This window comes from Olivibacter ginsenosidimutans (genome assembly GCF_039542865.1).
GTDB classification, from domain to species: Bacteria; Bacteroidota; Bacteroidia; order Sphingobacteriales; family Sphingobacteriaceae; genus Olivibacter; species Olivibacter ginsenosidimutans.
The window spans coordinates 141,552-156,339 of sequence record NZ_BAABIQ010000005.1 but is presented as its reverse complement, the minus strand read 5'-3'; the positions used below and the strand labels follow the sequence as shown (position 1 = coordinate 156,339).

At 40.9% G+C, this 14,788-nt stretch carries 13 protein-coding genes and 2 tRNA genes; 2 read left to right on the top strand and 13 right to left on the bottom strand.

From position 1 onward, the window contains the following. The first annotated feature begins 64 nt into the window (after positions 1–64). Complete coding sequence (locus ABD930_RS04205) at positions 65–1,600, top strand: YifB family Mg chelatase-like AAA ATPase (protein ID WP_345230448.1); 1,536 nt, start codon at positions 65–67, stop codon at positions 1,598–1,600. Between the two features lie 158 nt (positions 1,601–1,758). Here ABD930_RS04205 and tsf read toward each other — a convergent pair whose 3' ends face one another. The 10 genes from tsf to ABD930_RS04155 all read right to left on the bottom strand — a co-directional run bounded on the left by tsf (position 1,759) and on the right by ABD930_RS04155 (position 9,286). Further along, complete coding sequence (tsf, locus tag ABD930_RS04200) at positions 1,759–2,598, bottom strand: translation elongation factor Ts (protein WP_345230447.1); 840 nt, start codon at positions 2,596–2,598, stop codon at positions 1,759–1,761. A gap of 121 nt (positions 2,599–2,719) precedes the next feature. Beyond that, positions 2,720–3,547 (bottom strand): 30S ribosomal protein S2, encoded by an 828-nt coding sequence (gene rpsB, locus ABD930_RS04195; RefSeq protein ID WP_345230446.1) that lies wholly within the window; start codon positions 3,545–3,547, stop codon positions 2,720–2,722. Between the two features lie 18 nt (positions 3,548–3,565). Continuing rightward, positions 3,566–3,952, bottom strand: coding sequence for a 30S ribosomal protein S9 (rpsI, locus tag ABD930_RS04190; protein ID WP_345230445.1), 387 nt, complete (start codon positions 3,950–3,952; stop codon positions 3,566–3,568). 11 nt (positions 3,953–3,963) lie between these two features. Further along, positions 3,964–4,407, bottom strand: a complete 444-nt coding sequence (rplM, locus tag ABD930_RS04185) for a 50S ribosomal protein L13 (RefSeq protein WP_345230444.1) — start codon at positions 4,405–4,407, stop codon at positions 3,964–3,966. A 135-nt stretch (positions 4,408–4,542) separates the two neighbouring features. After that, complete coding sequence (locus ABD930_RS04180; RefSeq protein ID WP_345230443.1) at positions 4,543–5,898, bottom strand: MATE family efflux transporter; 1,356 nt, start codon at positions 5,896–5,898, stop codon at positions 4,543–4,545. Positions 5,899–6,102: 204 nt separating this feature from the next. After that, positions 6,103–6,873: a L,D-transpeptidase family protein gene (locus ABD930_RS04175; protein WP_345230442.1), complete on the bottom strand. Its 771-nt coding sequence runs from the start codon at positions 6,871–6,873 to the stop codon at positions 6,103–6,105. A 210-nt stretch (positions 6,874–7,083) separates the two neighbouring features. Next, positions 7,084–7,160, bottom strand: a tRNA-Asp gene (locus tag ABD930_RS04170). Between the two features lie 55 nt (positions 7,161–7,215). Next, positions 7,216–7,289, bottom strand: a tRNA-Asp gene (locus ABD930_RS04165). Positions 7,290–7,358: 69 nt separating this feature from the next. Next, positions 7,359–8,432, bottom strand: coding sequence for a peptide chain release factor 1 (gene prfA, locus ABD930_RS04160; RefSeq protein ID WP_345230441.1), 1,074 nt, complete (start codon positions 8,430–8,432; stop codon positions 7,359–7,361). Between the two features lie 104 nt (positions 8,433–8,536). Continuing rightward, positions 8,537–9,286 carry a UDP-2,3-diacylglucosamine diphosphatase gene (locus ABD930_RS04155; protein WP_345230440.1) on the bottom strand — a complete coding sequence of 250 codons (750 nt, stop codon included), beginning with the start codon at positions 9,284–9,286 and terminating at the stop codon, positions 8,537–8,539. Between the two features lie 179 nt (positions 9,287–9,465). On the opposite strand from ABD930_RS04155, the gene ABD930_RS04150 reads away from it, so the two are divergent. Then, positions 9,466–11,520 (top strand): prolyl oligopeptidase family serine peptidase, encoded by a 2,055-nt coding sequence (locus tag ABD930_RS04150; RefSeq protein WP_345230811.1) that lies wholly within the window; start codon positions 9,466–9,468, stop codon positions 11,518–11,520. 66 nt (positions 11,521–11,586) lie between these two features. Here ABD930_RS04150 and xseB read toward each other — a convergent pair whose 3' ends face one another. From xseB to ABD930_RS04135, 3 genes are read right to left on the bottom strand one after another with little or no spacing between them, the layout of a single operon-like run. After that, positions 11,587–11,820: an exodeoxyribonuclease VII small subunit gene (gene xseB / locus ABD930_RS04145; protein ID WP_345230439.1), complete on the bottom strand. Its 234-nt coding sequence runs from the start codon at positions 11,818–11,820 to the stop codon at positions 11,587–11,589. Then, entirely contained in the window at positions 11,798–13,342 is a 1,545-nt protein-coding gene (gene xseA, locus ABD930_RS04140; RefSeq protein ID WP_345230438.1) for an exodeoxyribonuclease VII large subunit, read from the bottom strand. The genes xseB and xseA overlap by 23 nt, the downstream gene beginning before the upstream one ends. Positions 13,343–13,371: 29 nt before the next feature. Continuing rightward, complete coding sequence (locus ABD930_RS04135) at positions 13,372–14,367, bottom strand: GlxA family transcriptional regulator (RefSeq protein ID WP_345230437.1); 996 nt, start codon at positions 14,365–14,367, stop codon at positions 13,372–13,374. Between the last annotated feature and the right edge of the window lie 421 nt (positions 14,368–14,788).

Genomic DNA, 14,788 nt, shown 5'->3' with positions numbered 1-14,788 from the left:
TTTTAAGTACCGCCTTTTTTAGTACCTTAGGTTTTTGTAACAAAATATACCAAAGCCTAAATATATGTTAATTAAAACCTATAGCAGTGCTGTTTATGGAATCAAAGCAACCACCATAACCGTGGAAGTCAATATTTCGTCTGGTACGCAGTATTTTATCGTCGGTTTGCCAGATAATGCCATTAAAGAAAGTACCTTCAGAATAGAAAGTGCGCTGCAAAGTGCAGGGCTCCGAATGCCTAGGCAAAAGATCGTTGTAAATATGGCTCCTGCAGATATCAGAAAGGAAGGATCTGGATACGATTTAGCTATTGCCTTGGGCATTTTAGCTGCATCCGAACAAATAAATTCTAGGCGTTTAGCCGACTATCTGATTTTAGGTGAACTATCGTTAGATGGAGGCGTTCAAGCCGTTACCGGTGTATTACCTATCGCAATACAGGCACGTAAAGAAGGATTTAAGGGCATCATACTTCCAAATGCAAACGCACGGGAAGCAGCCATAGTCGATGATTTGCTTGTTTACGGAATTGACCATATTACAGAGGCGATTCAACTACTCCACGATGACAAGCCCTTTTCGCCCATTACCGTCGATACACGCGCAGAATTTCTTCAACATGTTAACCATTACGAATTTGACTTTGCAGATGTACAGGGGCAAGAACACATTAAACGAGCCCTGGAAATTGCCGCTGCTGGCGGTCATAACGTTATTCTGATTGGCCCACCTGGAGCCGGAAAAACCATGCTAGCCAAGCGGCTACCATCTATATTACCACCATTGAATCTACACGAATCACTGGAAACCACCAAGATACATTCAGTAGCAGGAAAAATAGCAGCAACAGCTTCACTAATGACGGTAAGACCCTTTAGAGCACCTCACCATACAGTAAGTGACGTAGCCTTAGTGGGTGGTGGTGGAAACCCTCAACCAGGCGAAATTTCCTTGGCGCATAACGGCGTTTTATTCTTAGATGAATTACCTGAATTTAAACGTGCCGTATTAGAGGTATTGAGACAACCTTTAGAAGAACGACAGATTACCATTTCAAGAGCTAAGCTTACCGTAGATTATCCGGCAAGTTTTATGCTCATTGCCTCGATGAATCCTTGTCCATGCGGCTACTATAATCATCCTGATAAAGACTGTGTCTGCTCACAAGCCAATGTTCAGCGTTATTTAAGCAAAGTATCAGGGCCTCTACTAGACCGTATAGACCTGCATGTAGAGGTAACGCCCGTAAACTTTCAGGAGCTTGTTAATGAAAAACGTGCAGAATCCAGTAGCGTAATCCGTTTACGCGTAGAAAAGGCTAGAAGAAGGCAGGAAGAGCGCTTTAAAGCAAGTGAGATTCACAACAATGCCCAAATGGGAAGCAAAAAAGTTCGGGAAGTGTGCTCGTTAAGTCAGGCTGGACAGAACTTATTGAAAAATGCCATGGAACGCCTCGGTTTATCCGCTAGGGCTTACGATAGAATATTAAAAGTTTCGCGGACAATTGCCGATTTGGCCAACAGTGAGGAGATTGAGTTGGAACACCTCGCCGAAGCGATTCATTACAGAAGCTTGGATAGAGCAAGTTGGGCAGGGTAGTCTTTGTTCGTTATTGGTTACTCGTTGTTCGTACGTACTTTAATCAAGAAATAAGAATAGGCATTAAATAGAAAAAGCCTTTCTAAATTTGAAGAAAGGCTTTTTCAAAAATGATTATTGTCTAATGGATTACTAGCAACTAATAACCCATACTAAAACTAAGCGCCTAATTGTACGCGTTTAAATGCCGTTACCGTTAATCCTTTGGAAATACCGTCCAAGAATTGACTGATAGTCTTAGAGCTATCTTTAACAAATTCCTGATTTAATAAGGTAGCATCTTTATAGAATTTGTTCAATTTACCTTGAGCAATTTTCTCTACCATGTTTTCTGGTTTACCTTCTGCACGGATTTGCTCTTTAGCAATTTCCAACTCGCGTTCAATAGTACGTGCGTCAACACCATCTTTATCGATAGCCACAGGATTCATTGCTGCAATTTGCATCGCAACATCCTTGCCGGCTTCTTCTCCACCGGCTACCGCGGCACTTAAACCAACTAACACACCTAAGCGGTAGTTTCCATGAATATAAGGAATGACTTGATCTGCTGTTACCACCTCATATTTAGACACTTCAATTTTCTCACCGATCTTTCCGGTTTGATCAATCAATAGGTCAGCAATTTTCGAACCACCGATTTCTAATGTTTTTAAATCTTCTAACGTTGCAGGAGAAGATTGTATAGCCGCATCAGCAACACTTTCAGCAAAAGCGATAAAATCAGCATTCTTTGCCACGAAATCTGTTTCGCAATTTACTTCTACAACAACACCGCGCTTACCATCAGCTGTTGTTTTAGCGATAACGACACCTTCATTAGAGTCGCGATCTTGGCGGCTAGCAGCTACTTTAGCTCCTTTTTTACGTAAGTAATCAACGGCAGCTTCAAAATCGCCATTCGCTTCTACCAATGCTTTTTTACAATCCATCATACCTGCACCAGTTTGTTGGCGCAGCTTATTTACGTCTGATGCAGAAATTTGTACTGTAGACATTTTATTTTTTCCTTTAATTTTAACTATTGCTTTATAAACAAGTTATGGGTCCTGGATCACGTTCAGCAAATAGCGGTTGCGCTAATCACCTTGGTAACCCCCAACCCATAACCGAATTTACTTATTCTCCGTCTTTTGCTTCAGTAGCTTCAACTTTACGTTCCCGTTTAGGAGCAGCAGCTTCAGTAGCTTCTTCTTCGCCGCTATCTGCCTTTGCCTTAGCAGCCGCAGCTTCTTTCTCCGCTTCTTCTTCTTTGTCGCGCTTGCGCTCTTCTAACCCTTCAATGATCGCTTGCTTAATGACATTCGTAATCAAGGTAATCGATTTGGTAGCATCATCATTCGATGGAATAGGGAAATCGATATTTGTCGGATCCGAGTTCGTATCGACCATCGCAAAAGTAGGGATGTTCAACTTGAGGGCTTCACTTACCGCGATGTGTTCTTTTTTTACATCAATGATAAATAAAGCAGCTGGCAAACGATTTAAATCAGCGATACCTCCTAACAAGGTTTCCAATTTAACGCGCTCGCGCTGAATCATCAGTTTCTCTTTTTTTGATAATACATCGTACGTGCCATCCTTGGTCATTTTGTCTATGTTAGACATTTTTTTAATCGACTTACGTACTGTTGCAAAGTTAGTAAGCATTCCACCTAACCAACGTTCCGTAACGAAAGGCATGTTAACGGCCTTTGCCTGATCGGCAACAATATCTTTCGCCTGTTTCTTGGTAGCTACAAATAATACTTTACGGCCTGATTTTACGATTTGTTTGATGGCAGAAGCAGCTTCTTCGAGCTTTGCCAATGTTTTATTTAAATCGATAATATGGATGCCATTGCGTTCCATGAAAATGTACTTAGCCATTTTCGGATCCCATTTACGGGTAAGGTGACCAAAGTGTACACCTGCATCCAGTAATTCCTGATATGTTGTTCTTGCCATTGTTTGATCCTCCTTAAATTAACGTTTACTAAATTGAAATCTTTTACGTGCTTTGCGGCGTCCTGGTTTTTTACGTTCAACCATACGGTCATCGCGGGTCATTAAACCTTTAGCGCGTAAAGCAGGTTTCACTTCTGGGTTAAGCTCAACCAAGGCTTTAGCAATCGCTAAACGAACAGCTTCAGCCTGGCCTTTGATGCCTCCACCCCCAACGTTAACTTTCACATCATAATTGCCAGCAGCTCCGGCAACTTCTGTACTTTGGGTAACAATGTATTGCAAGGGCAATGTAGGAAAATATTCCTTGTAGTCTTTACCATTGATGGTAATATTGCCGCTACCAGCAGATAAGTAAATCCGGGCAACAGCTGTTTTTCTTCTTCCTGAAGTGTTTGTTGTTGACATTTCTTTTCTCCTTAGAATTTAACAGTTTTTGGATTTTGTGCTGCATGCGGGTGTTCTGAACCGGCATATACAAATAAGTTCTTGTACAAAGCACGACCTAAGCGATTTTTAGGAAGCATACCACGTACCGCTTTTTCTACAATACGGGTAGGGTGCTTAGCCAATAACTCTTTCGGAGAAATGAAACGCTGGCCACCAGGGTAACCAGTGTAAGAAACATAGCGCTTATCGCCCAATTTGTTTCCTGTCAATTTAACCTTGTCTGCATTAATAACGATCACATTATCGCCGCAGTCTACGTGTGGGGTGAACGTAGGCTTGTGTTTCCCCCGGATTACTTTTGCAATCTGAGATGACAAGCGCCCCAAAATCTCACCTTCAGCGTCAACAACGATCCATTCTTTGTTAACGGTGTTTTTGTTGGCTGAGACAGTTTTGTAACTTAACGTATTCACTTGCTTGATTTTGAATTAATTAAACAATATACTTTTGTCCTTATTTAAAAGGACTGCAAAGGTAGATGATTTTTTTGTATTTTAAAATTTATTGAAAGAAAAAATATTGATAATGAGAAACTTTTGCTTCTTCTTTCATTGCCCTGACGGATGGATGTGTTTCTTCAACGCCAAAAACCGAGCAGACAAAAATAAAGAAACTAGACTTAAACCAATAATCAATCCTGTCCAGATACCAGGGGCCCGCATGCCCAGATGAAAAGCCAAAAGATAACCGATAGGTAAACCGACTACCCAATAGGCTAGACCAACCAACAAGGTTGGAACTTTAACATCTTTAGCACCTCTTAACAAACCTATACCTACCGCTTGTGTTGCATCAGAAATTTGAAAGATTGCTGCAAAGATCAATAGATATGACGCCAAAGAAACGACTTCCGCATTATGGTTGAATAATTTTGGTAAATGGTTGTTTAATGAAATAAAAATAATAAAGCAAATGATACCGTATACTAAAGCGGTAAGCATACTGCTTTTTCCAATAACTAAGATGTGCCTCCAATCCCTTCGACCATAGGCATTGCTAATTCGAATAGACCCTCCTTGTGCTAAGCCCATCGAAACCATAAATGTAAAAGCAGCACAGTTCATGGCTATTTGATGAGCTGCCTGCTCGACAGCCCCAATCGTACCCACCAAGATTGCCGATACGGCAAATACGCCAACCTCCATTCCAGCTTGAAGACTACTCGGAATACCTATCCGCAACAACTCCCTAATGGTGGCCCAACTGAACTTCCAATGGGTCCGACCCGCCGCAATATACCGTCTAAATGTTTTATGTCTAAAGATAATGATCGCTAAAGCGATAAAGATCAATGTTCGGGTAATAAGTGTTCCCCAGGCGGCGCCGATTAACTCTAATCTAGGAAATCCCCAATTTCCGAAAATCAGCAACCAATTTAAAAAAGCGTTTAGTGGTAGCGCAATAAGCGATAACGTCATAGCCGTACGGGTGTATTCCAATCCATCCGTAAATTGTTTTAGGGTCATAAACAAAATCATCGGAATGATAGAAACACCAATAACCCTCAAAAATGGTACTGCCATAGCGGCTACTTCTGGATCTTGCTTCAAATGAAACAGAATGCTTTTACTACACTCTAAACCAATAGAAATCAATAATGCCGTTGTTGCACACAGTAAAAATCCGTTGAATAGGTAATGCGAAACTTTCCGAGCATCATGCTGACCATGGGCCATTGCTACCAACTGAGAAACAGACATCGTCATACCGATGCCAAATACAAACGGTATATTAACCACACTCATCACCAGCGCTGCCGCTGCCAACTGCTTGTAACTGACAGCGCCCACCATGGCCGTATCAATCAATGCCAATGCCATTTGTGCCAATTCGCCTAGAATAATAGGCCCTGCGAGCTTTAACGTCTTGCCCGCCTCCTGACGAAGCAATACCAATCCGTGCATATCCTGTGAATTGCTTACCCCTAGTAAGCGTTTTTGTGATCCCTCAGCTTAACGGCTACACCGCAACCGAATAGTAAAAAAGGATGCAAATATACAGATTACCGTACACTTTTTATAAAGTATGATACAATCGTATTGCATAGACCGAGTGCAACCAGGTAGGCCTTTCCAAGAGAAGCGTTATTTTTGACTCCTTTTGTAAAACTAAGGCATAATCTCACTTCTGTCTTCGTATAGGTAGTCGCCATTTTCAGCCACTTTTACTAGTAATTCTTTTTTATTCTTCATAAAGGTGTCGTAGCCGCGTTTTAGATTGCCCCAAAATTTAATCAACTCGTTATTATTGTTATACCTGACTTTATACGTCATGAAATTTTGATTGGTCATTTGAAAAGGAAAAACGTAAATAGGTATGTTAACTTGTCCACTATGCTTTGCATAAACGGCTAGCAGGTAAATTTCCTTAATATAGTTGTCTGTCATTGGCAAGCAACCGATCGTTACGCAAGAGCCGTGAATAAAAATATCACCACCTAAGTTACTAGCTTTACTCTTTCTTTGATCAGCAAGATTGGGATAATTAAGTCCAAGCGATAAATAAAAATTGCTTATGGGATTAAATCGATCAATATGATAGAAGCCTTCCGGAACTTGCCTATCTCCTGTCCTTCGTTTTGGTCCAAGTTGGCCAGAACGAGCACAAATGTCATACGATAATATTTTTTTATACGTCGTTTCTTGTTTTGTTTTAGCGTAAATATCGAGTAAGCCCTCGCTCTTATAGGTAACGAAGAGTAAATTGAGATGGTTAATGCTGATATGATTTACCTTTAGTTTTTGCTCAATAAAACCTTGTTTTTCTTTAATGGCTAATCTGACCCGTTCAAATTTCTTCTGCTCCATCAGAAAATCAGCTTTAAAAGTAAAGGCGAATAATAACGTCCCTAAAATTGTTATTAGTGTTACCTTGGTCATAAAGCCTGTTTATAATTGTTAGCGGTATTCAAATTTAGCAATTAGTTTTATTTTGCAATACCTCGTTGTTATATCAAGTACTTTAACCGCTGTTGCGTCAAACATGACTTATGCTAAGATGGGTTGTTAAATTAGAGGGGTACCAATAGATGTAGATGACTAAATAAAACAAAAACGGCACAAGCGATAGGATAATCGACTTGTGCCGTTTGGCGGTCCGGACGGGACTCGAACCCGCGACCCCATGCGTGACAGGCATGTATTCTAACCAGCTGAACTACCGGACCAATAATTTTATATTAAAAAAGAACAACGAAAACCCTTGCTAGACTTTCTTTTCAGCGGTCCGGACGGGACTCGAACCCGCGACCCCATGCGTGACAGGCATGTATTCTAACCAGCTGAACTACCGGACCTATTCCCCTCTTTTGAGGACTGCAAATATAGCGTGATTTTTTAAAATTAAAATCTTTTTATTGAAAATTTTATTCGAGTCCGCCTTCTTTCATTTTCTCTGCATTTTCCGCAAATTGTAATGCATCGATAATTTCTTGGATATCACCATCCATAATGGCTGGCAAATTGTACAGCGTCAAGCCGATACGGTGTTCGGTTACCCTTCCTTGCGGATAATTATACGTACGAATTTTTGCCGAGCGATCTCCCGTGGATACCATCGTTTTACGCTTAGCCGCAATATCGCCATGTTTTTTTTGAACTTCTAATTCGTAAAGTTTGGAACGCAACATCTCCATCGCTAATTCGCGGTTGGCTAATTGAGATCGTTCAACCTGACAAACGACAACAATACCAGATGGTTTATGGGTTAACTGAACTTTCGTCTCTACTTTATTTACGTTCTGACCGCCGGCACCACCCGAACGGGATGTTTGCATCTCTATATCTGCAGGGTTAATCTCGACATCCACCTCTTCTGCCTCAGGCAATACCGCAACAGAAGCCGCTGAAGTATGTACCCTGCCTTGGGTTTCTGTATCGGGAACACGTTGCACACGATGTACACCGGATTCATATTTTAGCTGGCCATAAACATCCTCGCCACTCACCTTCAAAATAACTTCTTTATAACCGCCAGCAGTACCTTCTGTAACATCCATCACTTCTACGCGCCAACCTTTCTGATCAAAGAAACGAGTATACATGCGGTAAAGATCTCCGGCAAACAATGCGGCTTCATCTCCTCCTGTACCCCCTCTGATTTCAAAAATGGCATTCTTACTGTCTTCTGGATCTTTCGGAATCATCATTAAGCGTACCTGCTCCTCTTTTTCTTCTTTCTGGACAAGTAGCAGATCCAGATCTTCTTTGGCCATTTCACGCAACTCCTGATCTTTCTCATTCGCCAGAATATCTTTATTGGTTTCAATATTGCTGATGATGTTTTTATAAACATGGTACTCATCAACAATTTTGCCCAAGTCTTTATATTCTTTATTAAGCTTGGCAAAACGCTTCATATCGTTCACCGTATCCGGGTTGCTTAACTCACGTTCTACCTCTTCCCAACGCAATTTTATGGCTTCTAACTTTTCTAACATTGTTTTTTGGTTTGCCTATTTACCTTGTTTGGCAAAAAAGTTTACAAACTTAGAGAAACTTGCCTTGATATACAAGACAGCCTATGAAACTTAAAATGTATAACTTACAACTCGAATGTCTTTAACTCCAAACGGTTTCCATCAAAAACGGCATAGCTGTTATAATTTACCCACTCCCCTAGATTAATGTATCGACTGCCATGACCCAAATCAATATCCAAGGGTAAATGACGGTGGCCAAAAATAAAGTAGTCAAAATGTTCTTTCGCCAGCTGTTCTTTTGAATATACCACTAACCATTCTTGTTCTGCATCCTTGCGCCATTCTTTCTTTCCATTAGCAATCCGACTGTTGCGCGACCATTTCAAAGCGAGGCCGATACCTAAATTGGGATGGACACGAGCAAATAGCCATTGACAAAATTTACTTCGGAAAAACTTTTTAAGGAATTTATATTTAGCATCACCAGGGCCTAAACCATCGCCATGATGAAGATAGAACCGCTTCGCTCCACGCGTTATAATTAGCTCATCAGCAATGATCGTAGCCCCAAGCTCTTGCTGAAGATACCCAAACATCCACATGTCATGGTTACCCTTGAAAAGGATAAGCTTTATTCCTGCATCAGCAAGTTCGGCTAATTTGCCAAGAAAGCGCACAAAACCTTTTGGAACGGCAGTAGCATACTCAAACCAGAAATCAAAAATATCTCCCATCAAATAAATTTCCGCTGCATCCTCCTTAATGGTATCCAACCAACGGACGATACGGGACTCCCGTTCCCTGCTTTTTTCATATGTCGGTACGCCCAAATGGAAGTCCGAAGCAAAGTAGATTTTTTTGTCTGCAACCATCGAGGCGAAGGTAATTAAAAGCCGTTTTATAACCAAGCACCAAAAATTTCGTATTATTGACTCAATTTCACACAAAAACCACGTTGACCATGGTAAAAAAATATACCCCTGTGCTATTTGCAACGCTTGCTTTAGCCGCTTGCAATAGTAATCAAAAAACAATAGCACCAGCAACACAAATGAATGTAAAGTCCTATCCAGAAACAAAAAAAACCGATGTTATAGATGATTATTTCGGAACAAAAGTTCCCGACCCTTATCGGTGGTTGGAAAATGATACAGCAGCTGACACCAAAGCGTGGGTAGCTGCTGAGAATGAGGTGACCCATGATTATCTGGCACAAATTCCCTTTAGGGATGCCATGAAAGCCCGCTTGGAAACCTTATGGAATTATGAGAAAATCTCTGCACCATCCAAAGAAGGCGACTATACGTATTACTCAAAAAATGACGGACTCCAAAATCAATCGGTCATTTATAGGGAAAAAGAAGCGGGAAAAAGTGAGGTCTTCCTTGACCCAAATAAATTTTCCGCAGATGGCACAACCTCATTGGCCGGCATCAACTTTAGCAAAGATGGAAGCTTAGTGGCTTATCAGATTTCAGAAGGTGGTTCTGACTGGCGTAAAGTCATCGTTTGGAAAGCAGCAGACAAATCGGTAGTGGGCGACACGCTTGTTGACGTTAAGTTTTCCGGTTTGGCCTGGAAAGGAAATGAAGGCTTCTATTATAGCAGTTACGACAAGCCCAAAGAAGGCAGCGCGCTTTCAGGCCTGACACAATTCCATAAGTTGTATTTCCATAAGTTAGGCACTCCCCAGCATGCCGACAAGCTTGTTTTTGGTGGTGAAAGCACACCGAGACGGTATATTGGCGCCTATTTAACCGAAGATGAACGTTATTTAGTCATCTCTGCCGCCAATACAACGAGTGGAAATGAATTATATATACAGGATCTCCGTCAACCGGATTCCAAAATCGTTCAAATAGTAGGCAATTTTGATAAAGAGCATAGTGTTATAGACAATGTGGGCGACACCTTGTTTATCTACACTAACTTGAATGCGCCGAACTATAAGGTGGTAACAGTAAATAGCAACGATCCAAAGCCTGCCAATTGGAAAGACTTAATCCCCGAAACGGAAAATGTATTAACCATCGGAACAGGTGGCGGAAAACTGTTTGCCAACTATTTGAAGGATGCAACATCCTTGGTAAAACAGTTTGACCGGCAAGGGAAGGAAGAGCGTGTAATTGAACTGCCCGGCATAGGAACGGCTAGCGGTTTTGGAGCTAAACAGGATGAAAAAGAATTGTATTACTCCTTTACTTCCTATATCTATCCATCAACCATTTTTAAATATACAATCGCTTCTGGAAAGTCAGAGAGCTATAAAAAGCCTAATGTACAGTTTAATCCAGATGATTACGAATCAAAACAGGTATTTTATACGTCGAAAGATGGCACTAAAATACCCATGATCATTACCCATAAAAAGGGAATAGTACTTGATGGGAATAACCCAACCATGCTGTATGGGTATGGCGGCTTCAACATCAGCTTAACCCCTTCGTTTAGTGTGTCAACGGTGTTACTGCTGGAGCAAGGCGGTGTCTATGCGGTGCCCAATTTACGTGGTGGTGGTGAGTACGGCGAGAAATGGCATTTAGCTGGCACGAAATTACATAAACAAAATGTCTTTGACGATTTTATAGCAGCAGCCGAATATTTGATTAAAGAAAACTACACTTCCAAGGAAAAATTGGCTATATCTGGAGGTTCCAATGGTGGATTATTGGTTGGCGCAACGATGACACAACGACCGGAGCTATTTAAAGTAGCTTTCCCTGCTGTAGGTGTTTTGGATATGTTACGGTATCATAAATTTACTGCTGGAGCAGGTTGGGCTTATGATTACGGTACGGCAGATGATAACAAGGAAATGTTTGATTATTTGCATCATTATTCGCCTTATCATGCATTGAAGGAAAATGTTGAATACCCTGCAACAATGGTATCGACAGCAGATCACGATGACCGTGTAGTCCCTGCGCATAGCTTTAAATTTGCTGCACGTTTACAGGCCTATCAACGGGGAGAAAATCCAGTACTTATCCGTATTGAAACCAAAGCAGGGCATGGCGCGGGCAAACCTACTGCTATGCTGATTCAAGAGCAAGCGGATAAATGGGCATTCATGTTCCAAAATATGGGGATCCCTTATCAGGAGTAAGATCTAACGTGGTGTCTAAACATTCTTTCCTGTAGAATGAATGTTTAGACACCACGTTTATTATCCTTATTCTCCATCGCTGACTTCATCCTGATCCAAATCTTCCAGTATCTTATTGACATCCGCTTCTGTTTCGGTTAATTTGCTTTTGCAGATCTTAATCAACAAAGCAGCCCTTTTCACTTTGTCTGAAAGTTCGTCTACACTGATTTCCCCATCTTCTATTTCCTCGACAATGGTCTGAAGTTCTTCAAACGCAGAGATATAGCTTAATTGATTATCCATTATTGGTTTCGTCATTTGTCTTTACAAAGGTAACCTGACTTTCGATTTCACCAAAAGCTAAAATCGTTTTTATTTGATGGTCTGTTTCTATAACATGTGCATTGCTAACTGCCTTCCCATTTAAAAGGGTGATACTATAGCCCCTTTTAAGTACATGTTGTGGATCTAAGACTGACAGATGTCGTTCTTGGTTTTCAAGGGCCTTAGCACTTTCCAATAACGACCTTTTGATGACTGTTGCTAAATGATGCTGTAGCCTCTCCAAGTCCCTTTGTTCATTGCTAGTCAGCTGCTGGCTTTGGCGAATCAATTGATCCTTTAGTTGTACAAGCAGTTGATGAGACCGCTTATTTACATGAAGGTTCTCACGTTTTAACCGCTGTCCCAAGAAAGCAATTAGTTGCTTTTCTTTCAATAAAGCGCGCTCAGTTCGTATGAATAATAATTTTTTTAGCTGTTGAAAAGTAGTTTTTTCCTGAATTAATCGATGCTTGCTTTGTTGAAGCGTCCGACTACGTAAATCCGCTAGCTGATGTCGATTGTCGCGTAGTTTATTTAGACTGGCCATCCTAAAATATCGGATAGTATTGGCAAGTAATTGTTGCTGCTGGTCAAAGAGCTGCCTTGTTTTTACGCGCAATACTTCTTCTGCATGGCTTATCGGACGGGCATAATCGTGAAAATGCTGTAAGAGGTAATCGGCGAGAACGCTAGGTGTAATGGCATTTTTATAGGCCACCATCTCGGAGACGGTCTCATTCGTTGCATGCCCAATACCCGTAATCACCGGAATGGGAAACGTGGCAATGGCCGTTGCCAATAACACGTGGTTATACGAGCTCAGTCCAACTTCTCCGCCGCCGCCCCTGATTAGGGCAACCACATCGAATTGGCTAAGTTGTAAACGGATTCGTGCCAATTGATCCATAATGGATGATACCGATTTCTCGCCTTGCAAGAGTGCAGGGAACAAGGAATATTCAAAACGATAACCATAAGGATTGTTGTCAATGATTTTTAAAAAATCGGCTAGCCCCTTACTCGTTTCTACGGAGATGATGGCAATACGCTTAGGAAGTAAGGGGAACGGCAATTGCTTATTGGCATCAAAAATCCCTTGATCTTTCAGCAAGGCAATACTGGCTTGTTTTTCCCGTTCTAGCTCACCTAAAGAGAAAGAAGCATCGATATCTACGATATGCAAACTCAAACCATGTACGGGATCATAACTAATGGATGCTTGCAAAAGGATATTAATTCCGTTTTTTAGGGGTTCTTTAGTAATGGCTAGGAAACGCTGATTAATCCGTTCATAGTCCTTTTTCCATAGCGTAGCCCGTATTTCTGCAATAACCCGCCCCGATTTCTTTTCTAATAGCTCTGGATAACAATGGCCTGAATGCGCATAATGATTGAGCTTATTCATTTCTGCTTTTATCCAATATAAGCTCTGGTAACGATCTGCTATCGTCTTTTGAATGCTACGAGACACTTCTGCCAAGGAAAAGATGGTTTTATCTGCAATTGTTTCGGGCATAAACAAACTTAGTTAAAATGCCTGACATATCATTCGATGACCATTTCTTTGTTATATTTTTTCTTATAGTCAAGTGGAGACATGCCCGTTATCTTTCTGAACACCTCCCGAAATGCCTTTTCATCCGCATAACCAACCTCATACATCACTTCGTTAATATTTTTACGTGTCGTTTCAAAAGCCTTTTTAGCTGATTCGATCTTCACGCGTTGCAAATATTCGATGGGCGTATTACCGGTAGCTTTTATAAATCGCCGATCGAAGCTCCTTCGACCAACAGCAAGTCTTTGCGAGAGCTCTTCTATCGATATTTTTTCCTGAAAATGATCCTCTAAGTAGTCTTGTGCTTTTTCAACAACTTCATCACCATGCAGCCGTTGCCCTTTGAATATGGTAAAAGCAGACTGCCTCTGCCGATCAATTTCGATTTGGAAAATTTTAGCGCAATAAATTGCCGTTTCTCTGTCATAATATTTTTCAATCAAATAAAGAAGCAGATTCAAGAACGAATAGCCCCCTCCATTCGTGTATATACCGTGTTCATCGGTAATCAGTTGATCAGGTTTTACGATCACCTTGGGAAAACGTCTTTTTAAGTAGTCGGCCGCGTTCCAATGGATCGAGCAATTTTTTCCATCCAGTAAGCCTGTTGAAGCCAAGATCAGCGCTCCAGTACACATGCTGGCGATTTCCGCTCCATTTTTATATTGTGCTACGAGCCAGTCAATTAATGCGGTATTATTCACCGTCGGTTGTTGAAAATTATGGCTGATTGCCGGAATAATAATGAGATCGGTCTGCTCAATAGCGTTAATATTTACCTCGGGTTTTATCGTTAATAAACCATGATGAATAGCGGAAAGACCAGACTCACCTGCCAATTCCATTTTTTTAAACAATTGCTTTTTGCCCTTCTCCTGCCAAAATTGATCGGCACGTTTAAATATATCATAAGCACCGATAACACAAGCAAACGTATTAAAGGCCATTTGTTTGTCTGGTATTAAAATCGTGAGGTGTTTCATTGTTTATGTTTAAATAGTTAATGATAAATCCCTGAACCTTTACGTACAAACTTACCAAATGATATTGTCCAAATCAACCCATTACAAAGTCCAGTTTACACCTGTGTTTCATATGTCTAGGTCACTACCTTTGGGTTATAAATGGCGGCCTATACAGCTGAGTTTGCTTCCTGTAGTTATGCCTGGGCACTGTTTTTCGGGAGCTTGAAATTCCATTGTGAAACCGGCAAGGGATTTCCTTATCCCGATTTTGAAAAATAGCAACACGAATTAGAACCCGCCTCTCCTGAGCTATCAGGGGCTATTTTATAGAGGAAAATATACCAAAGATAAATTCAAATGGTCATAATAAAAATTTCGTTAAAATTTTAAACAGGCTCTTAGTAAGATTAAAAAATATTTACTTTTATCTTGATAAATT

Excerpts from the sequence above, each read along its gene's own strand:
- ABD930_RS04180 (WP_345230443.1), bottom strand. The coding sequence starts at position 5,898 with ATGCACGGATTGGTATTGCTTCGTCAGGAGGCGGGCAAGACGTTAAAG.
- prfA (WP_345230441.1), bottom strand. The coding sequence starts at position 8,432 with ATGTTAGAAAAGTTAGAAGCCATAAAATTGCGTTGGGAAGAGGTAGAA.
- ABD930_RS04205 (WP_345230448.1), top strand. The coding sequence starts at position 65 with ATGTTAATTAAAACCTATAGCAGTGCTGTTTATGGAATCAAAGCAACC.
- ABD930_RS04135 (WP_345230437.1), bottom strand. The coding sequence starts at position 14,367 with ATGAAACACCTCACGATTTTAATACCAGACAAACAAATGGCCTTTAAT.
- rpsI (WP_345230445.1), bottom strand. The coding sequence starts at position 3,952 with ATGTCAACAACAAACACTTCAGGAAGAAGAAAAACAGCTGTTGCCCGG.
- tsf (WP_345230447.1), bottom strand. The coding sequence starts at position 2,598 with ATGTCTACAGTACAAATTTCTGCATCAGACGTAAATAAGCTGCGCCAA.
- ABD930_RS04155 (WP_345230440.1), bottom strand. The coding sequence starts at position 9,286 with ATGGTTGCAGACAAAAAAATCTACTTTGCTTCGGACTTCCATTTGGGC.
- xseA (WP_345230438.1), bottom strand. The coding sequence starts at position 13,342 with ATGCCCGAAACAATTGCAGATAAAACCATCTTTTCCTTGGCAGAAGTG.
- rpsB (WP_345230446.1), bottom strand. The coding sequence starts at position 3,547 with ATGGCAAGAACAACATATCAGGAATTACTGGATGCAGGTGTACACTTT.
- ABD930_RS04175 (WP_345230442.1), bottom strand. The coding sequence starts at position 6,873 with ATGACCAAGGTAACACTAATAACAATTTTAGGGACGTTATTATTCGCC.
- xseB (WP_345230439.1), bottom strand. The coding sequence starts at position 11,820 with ATGACGAAACCAATAATGGATAATCAATTAAGCTATATCTCTGCGTTT.
- ABD930_RS04150 (WP_345230811.1), top strand. The coding sequence starts at position 9,466 with ATGAATGTAAAGTCCTATCCAGAAACAAAAAAAACCGATGTTATAGAT.